This is a genomic window from Pseudomonas sp. TE12234, assembly GCF_054061835.1.
Window position 1 is genome coordinate 117064 of record NZ_JBSSEP010000014.1, and the last position, 20043, is coordinate 137106.

Sequence of the window (20043 nt, forward strand, 5' to 3'; positions counted from 1 at the left end):
GCCATGAAGTCAGTGCTGATAGTGGACGATCATCCGGTGATACGCGGCGCCCTCAAAATCGTACTCAAGCAGGAAGGATTCAAGCGAATTCACGAAGCGACCAGTGGAAACGAAGTCCTGCCGATGATTCGTAAGCACACACCGGAACTGGTGGTGCTGGACCTGAACATACCGGCGCTCGACGGCCTCGATGTGCTGGCCAGGATCAAGGCCGGTGAGGTGCCATGCCGGGTCGTGGTGTTCACTTCCCAGGAACCGATGTTTTATCAGGAGCGCTGCATGCGCGCCGGTGCCTCGGCCTACGTGGCCAAGACCAACGACCTGCAGCATTTGCACAAAGCCGTGCACGCCGTGATGTCCGGATACACCTATTTCACCCGGTTACCCTCCAGTTCAGTGTCGTTGAGCACCTTGCAACGCAGTGAAAAACAGATGATCGACAACCTCTCGGACCGAGAACTGACGATCTTCCAGCACCTGTCCCGAGGCATGACCAACAAGGCCATCGCGGAAATCATGCACCTGAGCCACAAGACCGTCAGCACCTACAAATCCCGATTGACGGAAAAGCTCAATGTGGAGTCGTCGGTGCACCTGCGGGACCTGGCCCGGCGCAATCATCTGATCTGAATGAACGCCTTCCGCCCCCTGCGTCTTCTGAAAAACTTCCTGCTGCCTGGGCTTTGCCTCTGGGCATCGAGTGTCTGTGCACAGCCACAGTCACAGACATTGACGTTGCTGGGGCGCTCCGACGTCGAAGGGTACAGCGTCGCGCTGTCAGCGGCCGACTCACGCTGGTTGCAGCAAAAGGGCCGGTTGGTACTGGGCGTCTCTGCTCCGGATTATCCCCCCTTTGACATCACCACCACCGGCCATGCACTGGAAGGGGTAACGGCGGACTATGCCGGATTGCTCGAAAAGCTGTTGCAGGTGCAGATCGTTGTCCAGCGCTATGAGTCCCGCGCTGAGGCGGTCCGGGCGCTCAAGCAAGGTGATGCTGACCTGCTGGGCACGGCCAACAGTTATGAAGCACGGGATTCGCAGTTACGCCTCTCCAGTGCCTATGCGGTTGATCAACCGGTGCTGGTGACCCGCATCGATTCGACTCAAGTGCCGGCCCCGGCGCTGGCCGGCGAGCGACTGGCAATGCTGTACCACTACTTGCCCGAACAAAGCGTGCAGCAGTTCTATCCCGAGGCGAAGGTCCAGCTCTTCCCCTCGACGCTGGCGGCGGTGGGAGCCGTGGCCTTCGGTCAGGCGGATGTCTATCTGGGCGACGCAATCAGTGCCCATTACCTGATCAGCAAAAACTATCTGAACAACGTGCAACTGACCGATTTTTCGCGCATGGAATCGGGGCGCTTTGCCTTTGCGCTGACTCACGAAAACCGGCAATTGCGGCACATCGTCAACCAGGCTCTGGCGGCGATCCCTGCCAATGAACAGATGAACATCTTGCGGCGCTGGGGCGCGGGCGGGGTGTCGATGCCGGGCACTCAGTCACTGCAATTGAGCGTGGCCGAGCAACGCTGGCTCGAACAACACCCGCGGGTCAGCGTGGCGATCAACGCGAATGTGCCGCCGATCACGTTCATCGACAGCGAGGGCAAGTATCGCGGCATCGGTGTCGATGTGCTGGCCAAAATCAGTCTGCGTACCGGGTTGCAATTCGACCTCAAGGCCATGCAGTCGGTGAGCGAAATGATCCAGGGCATACAGAGCCGCCAGGTCGACATGCTGGCCGGGATCGGCCTCAGTTCTCGACGCGAAGAAGCGCTGCTGTTTACCCGGCCCTTCCTGACCAGTCCGTCGGTATTGGTTACGCGGCTATCGCCCTACAGCCCCAAGACACTGGACGAGATGGCCGGAAAAACCCTGGCGCTGACTCAGGGCAACATCGCCAGCGACTACATTCGGGAGCATTTCCCGTTGATCCGCTTTGTCGATGCACCCTTGTCGGCAGAGGCCATGGAGATGGTCGCCCAGGGCAAGGCCGATGGCAGCATCAACTCACTGATCAGCGCCCGTTACCAGATTTCCCGGCAATACCGCGACCGTCTGCAAGTGACCAGCACCGTGGGAACCGATCCTGCCCGCAGCACCCTGGCGACCAGCCGCGAGGCGACCGAGTTGCATTCGATCCTGGACAAGGCGCTGCTGAGTATTCCCCCCGAAGAGATCGACGAACTGACACTCCCCTGGCGAAACGACCAAATGGTGGAGCAGAGCTATTGGTTGCGCTATCGGCAGAGCATTTTCCAGGCGTTCGCTGCGGCCGGCGTCCTGCTCTTGATTGCGCTCGGCGGGATGCTCTGGCAGCGCCGGCAGATTCGCCAGCGCCAGCTGCTGCTGGGGCAATTGCAGGAAGCCAAGGACGCCGCCGAACAGGCCAACCGGGCCAAGACCACGTTTCTGGCGACCATGAGTCATGAAATCCGCACGCCCATGAACGCCTTGATCGGCATGCTCGAGCTGGCGCTGAAACGGGCGGACGAAGGTGTCACCGACCGTTGCGCCATCGAGGTGGCGTCGAACGCCGGACAGCAATTGCTGGCCTTGATTGGCGATATCCTGGACATCGCCCGTATCGAGTCCGGGCATTTGTCACTGACACCGGAGCGGACCAACCTGCAGGCGCTGGTGGTCTCGGTGTGCCGGGTCTTCGAAGGTCTGGCGCGGCAGAAAAACCTGCGATGGCGGGTCGAAGTCGACGCAAACAGCGACTGCGATGTGTTGATCGATCCCGTACGTTTCAAGCAAGTACTGTCCAATCTGTTGAGTAATGCGATCAAGTTCACCGCTGAAGGCGAGGTCAGCCTGAAACTGCGGGTGGATCCGACGTCCTCGCAGCGCCTGGCGGTCAGCGTACAGATACAGGACAGCGGCATCGGCATCAGTGCCTTCGACCAGCAACGCCTGTTCAGCCCCTTCGTGCAGGCCGGCAACAGCCAGCAATCCGGCCGCCAGGGTTCCGGGCTGGGGCTGGTGATCAGCCGCACCCTGTGCGAAATGATGGGCGGCCGCCTGCAACTCGACAGTGCGCTCGGGCGCGGCACCCGTGTCGACATCAACCTTGAACTGATGGCCCTGCAACCGCTGCCCGCCAGCGAGCTGGCGCAGAGCGCTGCGCAGCTGCCCACCCGACCGCTGACGATTCTGGTGGTCGACGATTACCCGGCCAATCGCCTGTTGCTTACGCGACAGCTGAGTTGGCTGGGGCACCAGGTAATGGAGGCGGAGGATGGTCAGCAAGGCTTGGCAAAATGGCGCGAGCACGAGTTCGATCTGGTCATCACCGACTGCAACATGCCGGTGCTTAGTGGTTATGAGTTGGCGGGGGCGATTCGCGATGACGAGCGGTTACAGGGCATGGCGCCGACCGTGATTCTGGGATTTACCGCCAATGCGCAACACGAGGAAAAGATCCGCTGCATCGAGGCGGGCATGGACGATTGCCTGTTCAAGCCGATTCGGCTGGAGGATCTGAGCGGCTGGCTGGGCGCAAGGTTTTTGAGCGAAGCGCAGGACGAAGCACCGTCAGCCGCCGAGATCGATTTGAGTGGCCTGGAGCGTTATGTGGGGGCGGATCGAGAGCTGATCACCCAGTTGTTGCACGATCTGGCGGTGACCAATCGCGATGACCGCGAGCTTCTGCTGCAGGAACACGCCAGTGGCAATCACCCCGCCTTGCAGGATCTGGCGCACCGCATCAAGGGCGGGGCGCTGATGGTTCGGGCGATGACGCTGGTCGAATATTGCGAACAGCTGGAGCGTGCGTGCCGCGAGGGCAACGCCGCACTGATCGACGCTGCCGTCGATCAGTTGCAGCAAGCCATGACGCGCCTGGACCTCAGCCTTGAGCAGGGCTGACCCTTAGTCCCAGTCGGGCGCGATGCCTTTCGGGCTGGTCAGGCGATGGCCGCGATCCAGGCTGGCGATCAATTGCATGTCGGCTTCGCTCAGTGTCAGTCCGCAAGCCTTGAGGTTGCTCTCAAGGTTGGCGCGTTTTGTGGACGAAGGAATCACCGCGTATCCCATTTGCATGGCCCAGGCCAGGGTGACCTGTGCCGGTGTCGCCCGCAGGCGCCCGGCGATCTGCTGGATGGCCGGGTCCTTGAGCACCTCGCCGTAGGCCAGGGTCATGTACGAGGTGATCTGGATGCCCTGGCTCTGCGCGAACCCGACCACTGTGCGGTTTTGCAGATAGGGGTGCAGTTCGATCTGGTTGGTGGCGATGTGCTCGGCGCCGATGGCAGCGATGGCTTGTTGCATCAGGTCGACGGTGAAGTTCGACACACCGATCTGCCGGGTCAGGCCCAGGCGCTTGGCTTCGAGCAGGGCGCCCATGAATTCTTGCACCGGCACCTGATCTTCCGGCGACGGCCAGTGGATGAGCGTCAGGTCAAGGTAGTCGGTCCGCAATTTGCGCAGGCTCTCCCTGAGGCTGTCGATGAGGCGATCCCTGGCGAAGTTGGCCACCCAGATCTTGCTGGTGATGAACAGTTCTTCCCGGGCAATGCCACTGGCGGCGATGGCCTGGCCGACCTCGGCTTCGTTCTCGTAGATTTGCGCGGTATCGATGACCCGGTAGCCCAGTTCGAGGCCGGTGCGCACCGAATCGATGACCACCTGGCCTTGCAAGCGAAAGGTACCCAGGCCGAATGCGGGGATGGACATGTATGACTCCAGAGGTTGCAGTGGGAATGGCCGCGAGTATCCGTGTCTGCATCCGTGGGAAAAACCGCTGCAATGGCAAAGCAATGTTTACCGCAAATCATGAATCGGACAGTCTGATGCAGCGCGGGGGGCTGATCTGGCGGCCTATGAGTCAGATGAGTTGTTATCGTTCCACTGGTAGAACGATCAAGCTGCTTTTTACCGTCTAGCGCATCATTGGCGATGTTTTTAAGCTATGTCCATGGTTTCACTCACCTCTTCAGGAGACACCATGAAAAACATCATCGGTATCTACGCTCGTCCCAATACCCACTGGGTCGGCGACGGTTTTCCGGTTCGTACACTGTTTTCCTACGACAATCTGGCCAAACACATCAGTCCGTTTCTGCTGCTGGATCACGCCGGGCCCGTTGAATTCACCCCGACCACTGAGCGGCGTGGCGTGGGTCAGCACCCGCACCGGGGTTTCGAAACCGTGACCATCGTCTACAAGGGCGAATTGGAACACCGCGATTCCACCGGCAGTGGCGGCAAGATCGGCGCGGGCGATGTGCAATGGATGACCGCCGCTTCCGGCATTCTCCACGAAGAGTTTCATTCCGAAGGCTTTGCCAAAAGCGGTGGCACCCTGGAGATGGTGCAGTTGTGGGTCAACCTGCCGGCCAGGGACAAAATGGCCGACCCCGGTTACCAGACCCTCCTCGACGCTGATATCCCAAACATCGCCCTGAAGAACAACGCCGGCAGCCTGCGCTTGATTGCCGGTGAGTTCGACGGTCACACCGGGCCGGCGCGCACCTTTACGCCGATCGACGTCTGGGACCTGCGTCTCAATGGCGGCCAGGCGCTCACGCTTGACCTGCATGAAGGTCGTAACATGGCGTTGGTGGTCTTGCGTGGCACGGTTCAGGTCAATGGCCTTGCGTCGGTGGGGGAAGGGCAGTTGGCCCTGTTCGAGCGCAAGGGCAAGCAGCTCACCCTGGAAGCCAGCGACGAGGCCGTGGTGCTGTTACTCAGTGGTGAGCCGATTGACGAGCCCATCGTCGGGCACGGTCCGTTCGTGATGAACACCGAGCGAGAAATTCACCAGGCGTTCGCCGACTTCCAGTCCGGCCGCTTCGGCCGCCTGCACGGTTGACGGGAAGACCCGTGACATCACACTGAGCAGCGACGCGTAAATCCGCCAGCTCCCATCCTCTGTGGCAACGGGCACGCACGCTGCCACAGGTTTCTGGACGTCAGGTTCCAGCGAAATCAATTGCTCCTACACTGTGGCCAATGCGATCTTCCGTTCATTGTTCCGGGCTGGAGTTTCTTGATGTTGTCTTTGCTTACCGAACACCCGCTGGTGTGCGCCCTGGTGCTGATCCTGATCGATCTCGGGCTGTGGCGCCTGGTCACGGCCAATCGCAACGGCTGGAAGCTGCTGTTGCGGGTGGTGATTTTCTCGCTGTTCAGCCTGTTGCTGTTCAACGAAGGCTTGAACCCGATGGAGACGGCGCCCTGGGCCGACAACGTGCCGCTGCACCTGGCGGCCACGGGGTTGCAGATCGGTTGGTGGCTGTTCGGCGCGCGCACCCTGACGGTGTTGATTGGCGCGGCGATGATGCAACGGGTCGGGCATACCGGGCGATTGTTGCAAGACCTGCTCGGTGCGGTGATTTTTCTCGTCGCGGTGATCGCCGCCCTGGCGTACGTGCTCGATCTGCCGGTCAAAGGTGTTCTGGCCACGTCCGGCGCGCTGGCGATCATCGTCGGCCTGGCCCTGCAGAGCACCCTTAGTGACGTGTTTTCGGGGATCGTCCTGAACACCACCAAACCCTATCAACTGGATGACTGGATCTCCATCGATGGCACCGAAGGCCGGGTCATCGACATCGATTGGCGCGCCACGCGCCTGCAAACCTCACAAGGCAGCATGGCGGTGATTCCCAATTCGCTGGCGGCCAAGGCCAAGATCGTCAACTTCAGCCGGCCCAGCGATATTTTCGGCATTTCGATCAGTTTGCAGGTGAGCCCCCACGTCCGGCCGAACAAGGTGATCGATGCCCTTGAGCGGGCGATGCAGGGCTGTCGCATGCTGTTGAACAAGCCGGCGCCGAAAGTGGCGCTCAAAAGCTCCTCCAGCGCCGGCGTGGAATACGAAATCAGCGGGTTTGTCGCCTCGATGAACGAACAGCGCGAGGTCCGCAATCAACTCTACGATCTGGCGTACCGGCACTTGCAGGCGTCCGGGGTCAACCTGCTGTCGAGCGTGGAACCCATCGCCTCGACCAACCTTTCACGGGCGCGGGCGCTGCTCGACAGTTCACCGATTTTCTCGACCTTGCGCCAGGAAGAAAAAGAAACCTTCAGCCAGAACATGACCCTGCAAACGTTCCGCGCCGGGGAGACCATCCTGGCGGCGGGGGAGGTCAGCGATCATTTGTTCATCATTGAATCCGGGGTGGTCACGGTAACGCTGAACCGCCACGGCACGCCTTTCGAGTCCGGGCGCATGGGGCCTGGCGAGGTGATTGGCGAGGCCGGCATTCTGGACGACAGTTCGGTGCCCGCCACCTTTGCGGCGAAGACTCCCTGCATGCTTTACCGCATCGAAAAGGAGTACCTCAAACCGTGCCTGGATGCCCGTCACGACATCAACGACGCGATGCAAACCTTGCTGGATTTCCGCCTGCACAAAGCCAAGGCCCTGACTCAGGAGGTGCCGCAGGTGGTACCGAAGACCGGGTTTTTGCACTGGTTGCGTAAACGGGTATGACGGGCCGTTGCAGAGGGCGCGGGTCAGTTGAGCTGTCTTTTCGCCCGTGGAGTGGCCTCCTCGACTTCTGGAAAATTGGCTATTTGTGCAAAGCGCTCCGGGGACTAACTTAGCCACACACCCACTTGCCCTGGAGCATCCCATGCAACCACGTACTGATTTCTACACTGCCAGCCCTGACGCTCTGAAAGCGATGATCGCCCTGGAAACCGCGGTCTCCAAGCTGCCGCTGGAGAAACCCCTGATCGAACTGGTCAAGCTCCGTGCTTCGCAAATCAATGGCTGCGCCTTCTGCATCGACATGCACACCGCCGATGCGATCAAGGGCGGGGAGACTCCGCGTCGTCTGTTCGCCGTGACCGCCTGGCGTGAGGCGCCGTTCTTCACCGAGCGTGAACGCGCTGCGTTGCTCTGGACCGAATCCCTGACCCAGCTCAGCCTGACCCATGCGCCGGATGAAGACTACGAAGTGGTCAGCGCCCAGTTCACACCGAAGGAAATGGTCGACCTGACGGTGGCCATCAGCACGATCAACAGCTGGAACCGCCTGGCGGTAGGCTTTCGCAAAACCCCTCAGGCCTGATCCTCAAGTCATTGCCGATGCGCCTCAATGGGCATCGGCACTCGGCGCGGCCGGTGGTTGCACCTTGCGCATCAAGGGCACCATCGCCGTGGCGATGACGAAGCAGACCCCGATCATCAAAAACGCGTCGCCATAGGTTTGTGTCTGGGCTTCGCGGAAGGTCAACAGCCAGAGCTGATGCAGGCTGGCAGTGACCCCGACATCGCCGCTCTGGCCCAGGGCGGCGAAGTTGTTTCCGACCTGGGACAGCCACTGGTTGAGGGCCTCGTTGGTGCTGTTGAGGTTTTCCGCCAACCTTGTGAAGTGCAGGTTGGTGCGGTCGTTGAGGATGGTCGCACAGGCGGCGATGCCAATCGCGCCGCCCAGGTTGCGCATCAGGTTGAACAACCCCGAAGCATGTTTCAGTCTCGCCGGTGCCAACCCGCCCAGGGTCAAGGTCACCGCGGGCGGCACCGCCAGTTGCTGGGCAATCCCGCGCAGGGCTTGCGGCAGCATCAATTCCCTGGCCCCCCAGTCATGGGTGATCGGGCTGAAATCCCACATCGACAAAGCGAACAGCCCAAGGCCGGTCATCATGATCCAGCGCAGATCGACGCGGTTGGCCAGAAAGGCATACAACGGAATTGCCATGATCTGGAACACGCCGGTGGAGAAAACCGCCAGACCAATGTCCAGTGCGCCGTAGCCACGCACCCGACCGAGAAACAGCGGCGTCAGGTAAATGGTGGCAAACAGGCCGATGCCGGTGACGAACGAGAAGAAGCAGCCGAGGGCGAAATTGCGGTCCTTCAAGGCGCGCAGATCGACGATCGGGTTGGCCACGTTCAAGGTTCGGCCAATGAACGCCAGGCCCGCCAGGCCGCTGATCCAGGCGGTGGTCAGAATCGTGCTGTCGCTGAACCAGTTCCAGCGCGGGCCTTCTTCGAGGGTGTACTCCAGGCAGCCGAGAAACAGTGCGAGAAACACCATGCTTATATAGTCGGCGCCCTTGAGCAGCGAGAGTTCCGGCTGATCGATTTTCACCAGGATCGGCACCGCCACGGCGACAAAAATCCCCGGCACCAGGTTGATGTAGAACAGCCAGTGCCAGGACGAAATGTCGGTGATGTAGCCACCAATCACCGGGCCCAGGGTCGGCGCCAAAGACGCCACGGCGCCGATGGTCGCGGCGGCGATGACCCGTTGCTTGCCGCTGAAGAACACGAAGGCCGTGGTGAACACCATGGGGATCATCGATCCGCCGAGAAAGCCTTGCAGGGCGCGGAAGGCGATCATGCTCTGGATGTTCCACGCCACCCCGCACAACAGGCTGGTCAGGGTGAAGCCCACGGCCGAGGCGCAAAACAGCCAGCGCGTCGAGAACACACGGGAAAGCCAGCCCGACAGCGGAATGACGATGATTTCGGCGATCAGGTAACTGGTTTGCACCCAGGCGGTTTCGTCGGTGCCGGCCGAAAGCCCGCCACCAATGTCACGCAGCGACGCCGAGACGATCTGGATGTCCAGCAGCGCAATGAACATGCCGATGCACATGCTGGCGAAGGCGAAGACCTTGGTCGCTGTCGCCATGTTCGCCGCATTGAACGGTTGCGCCGGGGCGGCGAGGGCGCGGCTCATGGCGCGCTGGCCACGGCTGGCGCTTCAGGCTCCTTGCGTGTGTCCACTTCGGCGGTCACCGACAGGCCGGGGCGCAGGTGGCCGAGTACGCCGTCAGCCGGATCAAGGTGGATACGCACCGGCACCCGTTGCACGATTTTGGTGAAGTTGCCGGTGGCATTTTCTGGCGGGAGCACGCTGAATTGCGCACCACTGGCCGGCGCGAGGCTGTCCAGGTGACCGTGAAACTCCTGACCCGAGAGCACGTCGGCGTGAATCACCACCCGCTGGCCGGGCGTCATGCGCGCCAGTTGGTCTTCCTTGAAGTTGGCATCGACCCACAAGCCGCTGGAAGGCACCACCGACAGCAGTTGCGAACCGGCCTGGGCGTAAGCGCCGAGTCGTGCCCGGCGATTGCCGATCACGCCGTCGACCGGTGCACGCAGTTCGGTGTAGCCAACGTTCAATTGCGCCAGGTCACGTTCGGCCTTGGCCTGGACCAGCGCGGCGCGGGCCTGCTGTTTCTGGGTGGCGATCACGTTCAACTGCCGCTGCGCCGCCAGCAGTTCGGCCTGGGCGCGAGTGCTTTGGGCCTGGGCGGTCTTGAAGGTGGCGTTGGCCCGCTGCGCGCTTTCCACGGAAACGGCGTTGGTGCTGACCAGTTTTTTGTAGCGCGCATCGTCATCCCGCGAACGGGCGGTTTCGGCTCCGGCGGCGTCGATGCCGGCGCGGGCCTGGCCGATGACGGCTTGCTGCAATTGTTCGGTGGCGTCGAGATTGGCGAGCAGGGCTTCCTCGGCTGCTACCGCGCCTTCGGCCTTGGCCAGGTTGGCGCGGTAATCGCGGGCGTCGAGACGAATCAGCACATCGCCAGCCTTGACCTTCTGGTTGTCGGTCACCAGCACTTCGTCGATGTAACCCGCCACTTTCGGCCCGATCACCGTCACGTCGCCGCCAATGTAAGCGTCGTCGGTTGCTTCGATGAAACGGCCGGTCGTCCACCAATGCGCGACGTACACGCCGGCCAGTACCAGCGCAGCCATACCCAGCGTTGGCAGGAACAGGCGCTTGAGCAGGGGAGGCTTGGGGGTGTTCACCGGGACAGCAAGGTCGGGTTCAACGGAGGGCATGCTGGTCATGGAGAATTACCTGTCGGAAACGGCGTTTAATTACGCACGTAATATGACGCATGTAATATTTAGTGGCAAATTATTTTTGCTGCCGGTCGTCAGGTGCTGGGTTGGCTGAGGATTGAGGTCAGAAACAAAACGAAGGAGCTGCCAGCGGCAGCTCCTATCAGGTGTAACGCGGAGGAAAGGGGGGGGATCAAGCGCGTTCGAAGATCGCCGCAATCCCCTGACCGCCGCCGATGCACATGGTCACCAGGGCGTAACGGCCGTTGATGCGATGCAGTTCGTGGATGGCCTTGGTGGCGATGATGGCACCGGTTGCGCCCACCGGGTGACCCAGGGCGATGCCCGAACCGTTCGGGTTGACCTTGGCCGGATCCAGGCCCAGCTCCTGGCTGACCGCGCAGGCTTGGGCGGCGAAGGCGATGTTGGCTTCGATCACGTCCAGGTCGGCGATGGTCAGGCCGGCACGCTTGAGCGCCAGGCGCGTGGCCGGGATCGGGCCCAGGCCCATCAGTTCTGGCTCAACACCGGCGTGGGCGTAGCTGACCAGACGCGCCAGCGGACGCAGGTTGTTGGCCTGGACCGCGTTGCCGGTGGCCATGACCAGTGCAGCCGCGCCGTCGTTCAAGCCCGAAGCGTTGCCGGCGGTCACCGAACCGTCCTTCTTGAACGCCGGCTTCATTGCCGCCAGCTGTTCCAGGGACGTGGCGCGTGGGTGCTCGTCGACGTTGAACAGCTTGGTGCCCTTGCGATCCTGGATTTCCACGGTCGCGATCTGCTCGCTGAAATAGCCGTTGGCGATCGCATGGGCAGCGCGTTTCTGGTCTTCCAGAGCCAGGGCATCCTGCATTTCGCGGGTGATGCCGTTGCGTTCGGCGACGTTCTCGGCGGTGATGCCCATGTGGATGCTGTGGAACGGGTCATGCAGGATGCCCAGCATGTAATCGATGGCCTGGACATTGCCCATGCGCGCGCCCCAGCGGGCCGAAGGCATCAGGTACGGGCCGCGGCTCATGGATTCGGCACCGGCACCGATGGCGATTTCGGCGTCGCCCAGCAGCAGGGTCTGCGCCGCACTGATGATCGCTTGCAGGCCGGAGCCGCAGAGACGGTTGACGTTGTAGGCCGGGGTTTCTTTCGGGATGCCGGCGTTCATCGCGGCGACCCGGGAGATGTAGGCGTCACGGGTTTCAGTCGGGATTACGTTGCCCATGACCAGATGACCGACCAGCGCCGGGTCCACGGCGGCCCGTTGCAGGGCGGCCTTCACGGCGGTGGTTGCCAGGTCGGCCGGTGGCACGTCCTTGAGAGAACCGCCAAAGGTGCCGATGGCGGTACGGGCGGCGCTGACGACGTAGATTTCCGGAGTGTTCATGGCTGGTTTCCTTTCGGTGAATGCTTATCAGTACTGCGATTGAGCAGGGCGTTCAAGGCTGTTTTCGCTTCGTCGCTATTGAGGCGTTCGATGAACAGCAGGTTCTCTTCACGCAGGGTGGTTTGCAGTTCGGCCATGCTGGCCTGTTTCATCAGTTGTCGCGATTGGCGCAGGGCTTGTTGAGGCATTGCCAGCAGTCGATGGGCCAGACGGGTGGCCGCCGCCAGGCATTGCGCCCCGTCGTCGAACACTTCGTTGGCCAGGCCCCATGCCACCGCTTCGCTGCCGTCCAGGCTGTCGCCCAACAGCAACAGGCGCGCGGCGCGGGCCTGGCCGAGCAGGCGTGGCAGCAGCAGGCTGGCGCCGAACTCCGGGCACAGGCCCAGGTTGACGAACGGCATGCGCAGCTTGGCATTGCGGGTGACCAGCACCTGATCGCAATGCAGCAACACGGTGGTGCCGATACCGATGGCGGCCCCGCATACGGCGGCAATCAGTGGTTTTTGCAGATGGGTCACGGCGCGCATCAGGCGAAAGGCCGGGCTGTCCAGATGCGTGGGTGGCTGCTGCAGGAAGTCCACCAGGTCATTACCGCTGGAAAAACAGGTCGGGCCGCCGGTCAGGATGACCACGCCGACCGAGTCGTCCTCGTCCGCCGCGAACAACAGGTCGGCCAGGCGCATGTACATGGCGTTGGTCAACGCATTGAGCTTGTCGGGGCGGTCGATGGTCAGCGTCAGTACGCCATCGCGTTGTTCATGTTTGATCAGGTCAGTCATGGATGGCTCTTGCAGAGTCGGTTCGGTCGCCACTTTAAGCGTCAGGCAAACCCCGCAGCTATGACAAAACGGGTCAACCCGACTGATGCTTTTTGCCATGTGCCGTTGCCGGCCCGGCAGCGGCAGTCGATTCGCACACACCCATTCGGGGTATGGTGCCGCCTGGCGAATCGCCCAATAGTAGGTTCATCCGCTCATCCAGAGCCGAACTCGCTTGATAAGGTGAATGTGCAATGCGCAAGACACTGAAGGTGATTTCCAGTCTGTTTGCTCTTCCGTTGATCATCAATGCCCAAGCCGCCGAAGTGGACGACAGCCAGACGCTGCGGCTCTACAACTGGGCGGATTACATCGGTGAAAAAACCCTGTCGGACTTTGAAAAGTCAACCGGCATCAAAGTGATCTACGACACGTTCGATTCCTACGAAACCGTGCAGGCCAAATTGCTCACCGGCCACTCCGGTTATGACCTGATCGTGCTCAACGCCTCCCTCGCACCGCCGCTGATCCAGGCCAAGGTGTTCCAGCCGCTGGATAAAAAGTTGCTGCCGGGCTGGAACAATCTGGACCCGAAAGTCCTGCACGACCTGCAAGGGTTCGATCCGGGCACCGCCTACTCGGCGCCTTACACCTGGGGTAGCAACGGTGTCACGTACAACGTCGACAAGATCAAGGAACGCATGCCGGACGCGCCGATCGGCTCGCTGGCGATGATCTTCGATCCGAAGATCGTGTCGCGCTTCGCCGACTGCGGCGTGACCCTGCTCGATGCCCCCACCGAAGTCATTCCCATGGCCTTGAAGTACCTGGGACGCGACCCCAGAAGCGCGGCCCCGGCGGATCTGAAAGCGGCCCAGGATTTGTTGCTGTCGGTCAGGCCGTACATCCGCAAGTTCGACTCGGTCAATTACCTGACCAGCCTGCCCAATGGCGACGTGTGCATGGCGATGACCTGGTCCGGCGACTACGCGACGGCCATGGCCCGTGCCGAAGAAGCCAAGAAGCAGATCAACCTGGCGTACTTCATTCCCAAGGAAGGCTCGCTGATCTGGTTCGACAACATGTACATCCCGGCCGATGCGCCCCACGTCGCCAACGCCCACAAGTTTCTGGAATACCTGATGCAGCCGCAGGTGATGGCGGACGTGAGCGACTTCATCAATTACGCCAACAGCAACGCGGCGGCCACGCCATTGCTCAACGCCAGCGTGCGAAACAATCCGGCGATTTATCCCGATGACGACATTCGTCAACGGCTGTTTCCGCAGAAAACCCAGGACGCCAAAGACATGCGAGCCATGACACGCGTCTGGAGCACCGTAAAAAGCGGGATTTGATCGACCCATCGATTCGTTTGAGGTTTTTGTATGGCTACTCCAACTAAAAAAGTGTTCTCGACAGTCGACGCGGCTGAACTGGTCAAGGCCGACAAGGCCCATCACATGCACGGCTATCACGTGTTCGACGAGCATGCCGAGCAGGGTTCGCTGAACATCGTCGCCGGCGACGGCGCCTACATTTATGACACCCAGGGCAACCGTTTTCTCGATGCCGTCGGCGGCATGTGGTGCACCAATATCGGCCTTGGCCGTGAGGAAATGGCCCTGGCCATTGCCGATCAAGTGCGGCAACTGGCGTACTCCAACCCGTTTTCCGACATGTCGAACAACGTGGCGATCGAGCTGTGCGAAAAACTCGCCAGCCTCGCCCCCGGCGACCTCGACCATGTGTTCCTGACCACTGGCGGCTCCACGGCGGTGGACACCGCGTACCGGCTGATCCAGTACTACCAGAACTGCCGCGGCAAGCCGGAAAAGAAACACATCATCGCGCGCTTCAACGCCTATCACGGCTCGACCACCTTGACCATGTCGATCGGCAACAAGGCCGCCGACCGGGTGCCGGAGTTCGATTACGCCAACCCGCTGATCCACCACGTGTCCAACCCCAACCCGTACCGCGCCCCGGATGGCATGAATGAAGCGCAGTTCCTCGAGTTCCTGGTCAAGGAATTCGAAGACAAGATCCTGTCGATCGGCGCAGACAAGGTCGCCGGCTTTTTCGCCGAACCGATCATGGGCTCGGGCGGGGTGATCATTCCGCCGAAGGGTTATCTCAAGCGCATGTGGGACGTGTGCCAGCGCTACGACATTCTGTTCGTTGCCGACGAAGTGGTGACTTCGTTCGGGCGCCTGGGCAAGTTTTTCGCCTCCCTGGACGTGTTCGATGTGCAACCCGACATCATCACCACCGCCAAGGGCCTGACGTCCGCCTATCTGCCATTGGGGGCGTGCATCTTTTCCGACCGCATCTGGAAAGTCATCGCCGAACCCGGCAAGGGCCGCTGCTTTACCCACGGCTTTACCTACAGCGGTCATCCGGTGTGCTGCACGGCGGCACTGAAGAACATTGAAATCATCGAGCGGGAAAACCTGCTGGCCCATGTCGACGATGTCGGCGGTTATCTGGAACAGCGCCTGGCCACGCTCAAGGATTTGCCGTTGGTGGGGGATGTGCGTTGCCAGAAGTTGATGGCCTGCGTGGAGTTCGTCGCCGACAAACGCACCAAGGCGCTGTTCGCCGATGAAATCAACATTGGCGAAAAAATCCATGTGCGGGCACAGGCCCGGGGCTTGCTGGTGCGGCCGATCATGCACCTCAACGTCATGTCGCCGCCGTTGATTCTCAGCTATGCCCAGGTCGACGAAATCGTCGAGATCCTGCGGGTGTGCATCCTGGAAGTGGCGGCCGAGCTGGAGCAGAGCGGCCAGTATTTCGGGCAATGAGTCTTTCAGTCAGGCTTTTACCAAGGGCCTGCTCACCCGCTAGACTGCGGGGCATGAGCAAACCAGACGACGACACACTGATCGCAATGCCCTTCGGGGCCTTGCACAAATGGCATGAGGGCATGCGCGAGGCCTTCGCCCATGTCGACGAGCCTGATGCCCTGCAATACCTGGCGTCAGCATTGGCGCAGCTGGTGTCCATCGAGTCGATGATGATCAGCCTGGAGCGCAAGGACCGTGCGCCTCAGTTGCTGCACCAGCGCGGCATTGCCCAGGAATACCAGGTCTCGATTCTCGACCGCTATTTTTCCGGGGGCTACCTGCTCGACCCGTTTTGTCTGGCGGTGGAGCAAGGCTTGGCGCAAGGCTTCTATCACCTTGAGGAAATTGCCCCGGACAACTTCTTCGACAGTGACTACTACAAGTCCTACTACCTGAAGGCGGGTTGTTCGGAAGACAGCTACTACATCGTCGATACGGGCAACGACACCAAGATATCCGTCAGCCTGTTTCAAGGTTTCGGCGGTGAATGCCTGCAGGTCGAACAACTGAACCTGCTGCGCGCCGTCGAACCGCTGGTGCGCGAATTTGTCAGCGAGTTCAGTCAGCGCGGCCTGTTGCGCAATCACGAAATCCAGAGCGATAACGATCAAGGCCTGCGGGATGATCTCAAGCACCGGGTGCAGTCGGCATTCGAGCAATTCGGGTGCGATGTGCTCACCGAGCGTGAGCGGGAAGTGGCGCACATGGTGCTTCGCGGTCACTCGGTGAAATCCACCGCCAGCCAGATGGGCATCTCCCCGGAAACCGTGCGCATGCACCGCAAGAATCTGTACCTGAAACTGGAAGTGGGGTCGCAGTCGGAGTTGTTTGCGCTGTTTATTGAGTGGTTGCGCAAGCACTGACCACAACACCAAGCCAATGTAGGAGCGAGCTTGCTCGCGAAGAACCTGAGAGCACCGCGTTCATCCAGAAAGCGCGCGCCATTATTCACGTCCATCGCGAGCGAGCTCGCTCCTACAGGTGTTGCATCAGTCTTCGCGTTTTACGACCAAGGTGAGAATGTCGTAGCTGGCCACCAGTTCACCCAACTGATTGGTGACTTCCACGTCCCACGCCACCACCCCTTGCGGGACGCCTTGCGGGCTCTTTTTGCCCTGGTCGATTTTGCGTTTGCAGGTCAGGCGAGCCTGGATGGTGTCGCCGATGCCCACCGGGTTGATGAAGCGCAGGGTGTCCAGGCCGTAGTTAGCCAGCACCGGGCCGACACCCGGGGATACGAACAGACCGGCCGCTGCCGACAGCACGAAATAACCGTGGGCGATGCGCTTGCCGAACTGCGATTCCTTGGCGGCGATGTCGTCGAAGTGCATGTAGAAGTGATCCCCCGACAGGCAGCCGAAGTTCACCAGGTCCGCTTCGGTGACCGTGCGGCGGTGAGTCAGCAGCGACTCGCCGATCTGCAGGTCCTGGAAGTAACGGCGGAACGGGTGCACCTCGGTTTCGATCACCTTGGCGCCACGCACGTATTCACCGGTCACCGCCGCGAGCATGGTGGGCGAACCCTGTACCGCCGCGCGTTGCAGGTAGTGCTTCACCGCGCGCAGGCCGCCCAGTTCCTCACCACCACCTGCACGACCGGGACCGCCATGCTTGAGTTGCGGCAGCGGCGAGCCGTGGCCGGTGGACTCACCCGCGCAGTTGCGGTCCAGCACCAGCAAGCGCCCGTGCAATGCAGCGGCCACCGGAATGGCCTTGGCGGCAATCTGCGGATCCGTGGTCACCAGGCTGGCCACCAGGCTGCCTTTGCCGCGTGCGGCCAGGGCCAGGGCTTCGTCGAGATCGTCATAGGCCATCAGGGTGCTGACCGGGCCGAACGCTTCGATATCGTGAGCGCCGCCTTCGGCATGCGGGTCGCGAGCCTGCAGCAGGGTCGGGGCGAAAAACGCACCCTGGCTGACGTTCTCGCCGCGCGGTTCGAAGCCATCGCGGGCGCCGAACAGCATGTCGCTGCTTTGCAACAGCGCTTCCAGACGTTCGGCCACGTCTTTCTGCTGATCGTGGGACGCCAGTGCCCCCATGCGCACGCCTTCCACCGACGGGTCGCCGACCACCACTTTGGCCAGGCGATCGCGCAGGCGCGTGGCCACGGCGTCGATGTGTCTGGCCGGAACGATGGCGCGGCGAATGGCGGTGCATTTCTGCCCGGCCTTGGTGGTCATTTCCCGGGCGACTTCCTTGATGAACAGCTCGAACTCTTCGTCATCCGGGGTGACATCCGGGGCGAGGATCGCGCAGTTCAGCGAGTCGGCTTCGGCGGTGAACGGCACCGAGTTGCGAATCAGGTTCGGGTTGACCCGCAGCTTGGCCGCGGTGTCGGCGGAACCGGTGAAGGTCACCACGTCCTGGCCTTGCAGACGGTCGAGCAAATCGCCGGTGCCGCCGATGATCAGTTGCAGGCTGCCCGCTGGCAGCAAGCCGGACTCGTCCATCAGGCGCACCACGGCTTCGGTCAGGTAGCTGGTGGCGCTGGCCGGTTTGACGATGCACGGCATGCCGGCCAGAAAGCTCGGGGCGAATTTTTCCAGCATGCCCCAGATCGGGAAGTTGAAGGCGTTGATGTGCACCGCCACGCCGCCCCGAGGCACGAGGATGTGGGTGCCGGCAAAGGTGCCCATTTTGCTCAACTGCAGGGCCGGGCCTTCGTGGACGACGTTGCCCGACGGCAATTCACGGGAGCCGAGGCTGGCGTAGGTAAACAGCGTGCTGTTGCCGCCTTCGATGTCGATCCAGCTGTCGGCGCGGGTGGCGCCGCTGTGGTGGGAGATTGCGTAGAGCTGTTCCTTGCGTTCGCTCAGGTACAGGGCCAGTGCCTTGAGGCGCTGGGCACGCTGCTGGAAATCCAGCGCCATCAGGCCGCTGACGCCTTGGCGGCGGCCGTGTTCGATGGCTTCGGCGAAGTCCGGGCGCTCTTCGTGGGTGCGGGCGATTTCATGGCCATCGATGGCGCTGCGCAGGATTTGTGCGCCGTGTTGGCCGATCCAGCGGCCGGCGATGAAGCTTTGCAGGGTGGGGGCGTGGGACATGTTGTCTCCTTGAAAATAGTCGGGCTTGCCGCAGGCCCCTGTGGGAGCGGGCTTGCCCGCGATGGCTTGATTTCAGACGACATCAATGTTGAATTTGATGGCCTCATCGCGGGCAAGCCCGCTCCCACAGGGTTCAATGCAAATCTGTGGGAACGGGGTCAGAGCTGATCGAAATCCAGCACAACCTTGTCGCTGACCGGAAACGCCTGGCACGACAGCACATAGCCGGCGGCCACTTCGTAGTCTTCCAGGGCGTGGTTGCTGTCCATTTCCACTTCACCCTCGATGACCTTGCATTTGCAGGTCGAGCACACACCGGCCTTGCACGAGTAAGGCAGTTCGGCGCCCTGGGCGTTGCCGGCGTCGAGGATGCTCTGGCTGTTGCGTGGCAGGTCGAAGGCCAGGGCGCGGCCGTCGCTGATCACGGTGATCTGGCTGACGGCGGCGTCCACTTGGCGGGCGGCTTCACGGGCTGCGCGTTTTTGCTGGCTGCCAGCGGCGGCGAACAGTTCGAAGTGGATGCGTTCAGGCGCCATGCCCTTGGTCTTGAGGCTGTCGCGCACGGTCTCGGTCATTTCCTGCGGGCCGCAGATGAAGGCGGCGTCGAGGGCTTTGACATCGATCCAGCGGCTGAACAACTGCTCGCACTTCGCGGCGTTGATCCGGCCGTTGTACAGGTCGACATCCTGCTGTTCACGGCTGAACACGAAGATCAGGTTCAGGCGTTGCAGGTAGCGGTTCTTCAAATCTTCAAGCTGTTCGCGGAACAACGCGCCGGAGCTCGAACGGTTGCCGTACAGCAGGGTGACGCGGCTATGGGGCTCGGTTTCCAGGGTGGTCTTGATGATCGACAGGATCGGCGTGATGCCGCTGCCCGCCGCGACCGCCAGGTAATTGCCGTGGCGCGCCGGATCGAGTTCGACGCAGAAATGCCCGGCGGGCGGCATCACTTCCAGGCTGTGCCCGGCTTTCAAGTGTTCGTTGGCGTAGGCGGAAAAACGCCCACCGGCCACGCGCTTGATGGCGACACGCAGTTCGCCGTCGTTGACCCCGGTGCAGATCGAGTACGAGCGACGCACTTCTTCGCCGTCCAGTTGGGTGCGCATCACCAGGTGCTGGCCCTGGGTGAAGTGAAAACTGTCCTGCAGGTGTTGCGGAATCTCGAAGGCGATGGACACCGCGTCACGGGTCTCGGTGCGCACGTCCTTGATGGTCAGGCTGTGAAATTTACTCATTGTTGTTCTCCAGCTGGGACGGCCGATCGCCG

15 protein-coding genes are annotated in these 20043 nt (G+C 61.5%); 8 read left to right on the plus strand and 7 right to left on the minus strand.

The features are described from left to right. Positions 1 to 3 precede the first annotated feature (3 nt). Both ACVWYU_RS20985 and ACVWYU_RS20990 read left to right on the plus strand, forming a co-directional pair. Positions 4 to 630, plus strand: coding sequence for a response regulator transcription factor (locus ACVWYU_RS20985; RefSeq protein ID WP_247256074.1), 627 nt, complete (start codon positions 4 to 6; stop codon positions 628 to 630). After that, complete coding sequence (locus ACVWYU_RS20990) at positions 631 to 3870, plus strand: transporter substrate-binding domain-containing protein (protein ID WP_457373579.1); 3240 nt, start codon at positions 631 to 633, stop codon at positions 3868 to 3870. 3 nt (positions 3871 to 3873) lie between these two features. Here the strand turns inward: ACVWYU_RS20990 and dkgB are convergent, their stop codons facing one another. Next, a complete protein-coding gene (dkgB, locus tag ACVWYU_RS20995) occupies positions 3874 to 4677 on the minus strand; it encodes a 2,5-didehydrogluconate reductase DkgB (RefSeq protein WP_090323893.1) in 804 nt (267 codons plus the stop codon). A gap of 271 nt (positions 4678 to 4948) precedes the next feature. Here dkgB and ACVWYU_RS21000 point away from each other — a divergent pair, with 271 nt between their 5' ends. The 3 genes from ACVWYU_RS21000 to ACVWYU_RS21010 all read left to right on the plus strand — a co-directional run bounded on the left by ACVWYU_RS21000 (position 4949) and on the right by ACVWYU_RS21010 (position 8021). Continuing rightward, complete coding sequence (locus tag ACVWYU_RS21000; RefSeq protein WP_457373580.1) at positions 4949 to 5815, plus strand: pirin family protein; 867 nt, start codon at positions 4949 to 4951, stop codon at positions 5813 to 5815. Between the two features lie 180 nt (positions 5816 to 5995). Next, entirely contained in the window at positions 5996 to 7438 is a 1443-nt protein-coding gene (locus ACVWYU_RS21005; protein WP_457373581.1) for a mechanosensitive ion channel domain-containing protein, read from the plus strand. 142 nt (positions 7439 to 7580) lie between these two features. Then, positions 7581 to 8021 (plus strand): carboxymuconolactone decarboxylase family protein, encoded by a 441-nt coding sequence (locus ACVWYU_RS21010; protein WP_090323889.1) that lies wholly within the window; start codon positions 7581 to 7583, stop codon positions 8019 to 8021. 24 nt (positions 8022 to 8045) lie between these two features. On the opposite strand, the gene ACVWYU_RS21015 is transcribed toward ACVWYU_RS21010, so the two are convergent. The 4 genes from ACVWYU_RS21015 to ACVWYU_RS21030 form a co-directional block, all read right to left on the minus strand. Further along, positions 8046 to 9638, minus strand: coding sequence for a DHA2 family efflux MFS transporter permease subunit (locus tag ACVWYU_RS21015; protein ID WP_457373582.1), 1593 nt, complete (start codon positions 9636 to 9638; stop codon positions 8046 to 8048). Further along, a complete protein-coding gene (locus tag ACVWYU_RS21020) occupies positions 9635 to 10756 on the minus strand; it encodes an HlyD family secretion protein (RefSeq protein ID WP_090323885.1) in 1122 nt (373 codons plus the stop codon). The genes ACVWYU_RS21015 and ACVWYU_RS21020 overlap by 4 nt, the downstream gene beginning before the upstream one ends. A 187-nt stretch (positions 10757 to 10943) precedes the next feature. Then, the gene (locus ACVWYU_RS21025) at positions 10944 to 12125 is read right to left on the minus strand and encodes an acetyl-CoA C-acyltransferase family protein (protein ID WP_247256068.1); all 1182 of its coding nucleotides are present in this window, start codon (positions 12123 to 12125) and stop codon (positions 10944 to 10946) included. After that, the gene (locus ACVWYU_RS21030; protein ID WP_457373583.1) at positions 12122 to 12904 is read right to left on the minus strand and encodes an enoyl-CoA hydratase-related protein; all 783 of its coding nucleotides are present in this window, start codon (positions 12902 to 12904) and stop codon (positions 12122 to 12124) included. The genes ACVWYU_RS21025 and ACVWYU_RS21030 overlap by 4 nt, the downstream gene beginning before the upstream one ends. A gap of 233 nt (positions 12905 to 13137) precedes the next feature. Between ACVWYU_RS21030 and ACVWYU_RS21035 the strand changes: the two genes are divergently transcribed. Genes ACVWYU_RS21035 through ACVWYU_RS21045 form a run of 3 tightly spaced genes read left to right on the plus strand, consistent with a single transcriptional unit; the run spans position 13138 to position 16595 of the window. Then, a complete protein-coding gene (locus ACVWYU_RS21035) occupies positions 13138 to 14241 on the plus strand; it encodes a polyamine ABC transporter substrate-binding protein (protein ID WP_090323880.1) in 1104 nt (367 codons plus the stop codon). Between the two features lie 30 nt (positions 14242 to 14271). Next, positions 14272 to 15690 (plus strand): aminotransferase, encoded by a 1419-nt coding sequence (locus ACVWYU_RS21040; RefSeq protein ID WP_247256065.1) that lies wholly within the window; start codon positions 14272 to 14274, stop codon positions 15688 to 15690. Next, positions 15687 to 16595, plus strand: coding sequence for a helix-turn-helix domain-containing protein (locus ACVWYU_RS21045; RefSeq protein ID WP_090323876.1), 909 nt, complete (start codon positions 15687 to 15689; stop codon positions 16593 to 16595). Before ACVWYU_RS21040 ends, ACVWYU_RS21045 begins: the two co-directional genes overlap by 4 nt. A 126-nt stretch (positions 16596 to 16721) precedes the next feature. Here the strand turns inward: ACVWYU_RS21045 and paaZ are convergent, their stop codons facing one another. Both paaZ and paaE read right to left on the minus strand, forming a co-directional pair. Next, on the minus strand, positions 16722 to 18776 hold the full coding sequence (paaZ, locus tag ACVWYU_RS21050) for a phenylacetic acid degradation bifunctional protein PaaZ (RefSeq protein ID WP_457373584.1): 2055 nt from the start codon (positions 18774 to 18776) through the stop codon (positions 16722 to 16724). A 158-nt stretch (positions 18777 to 18934) separates the two neighbouring features. Next, on the minus strand, positions 18935 to 20011 hold the full coding sequence (gene paaE / locus ACVWYU_RS21055) for a 1,2-phenylacetyl-CoA epoxidase subunit PaaE (protein ID WP_457373585.1): 1077 nt from the start codon (positions 20009 to 20011) through the stop codon (positions 18935 to 18937). Positions 20012 to 20043 lie beyond the last annotated feature (32 nt).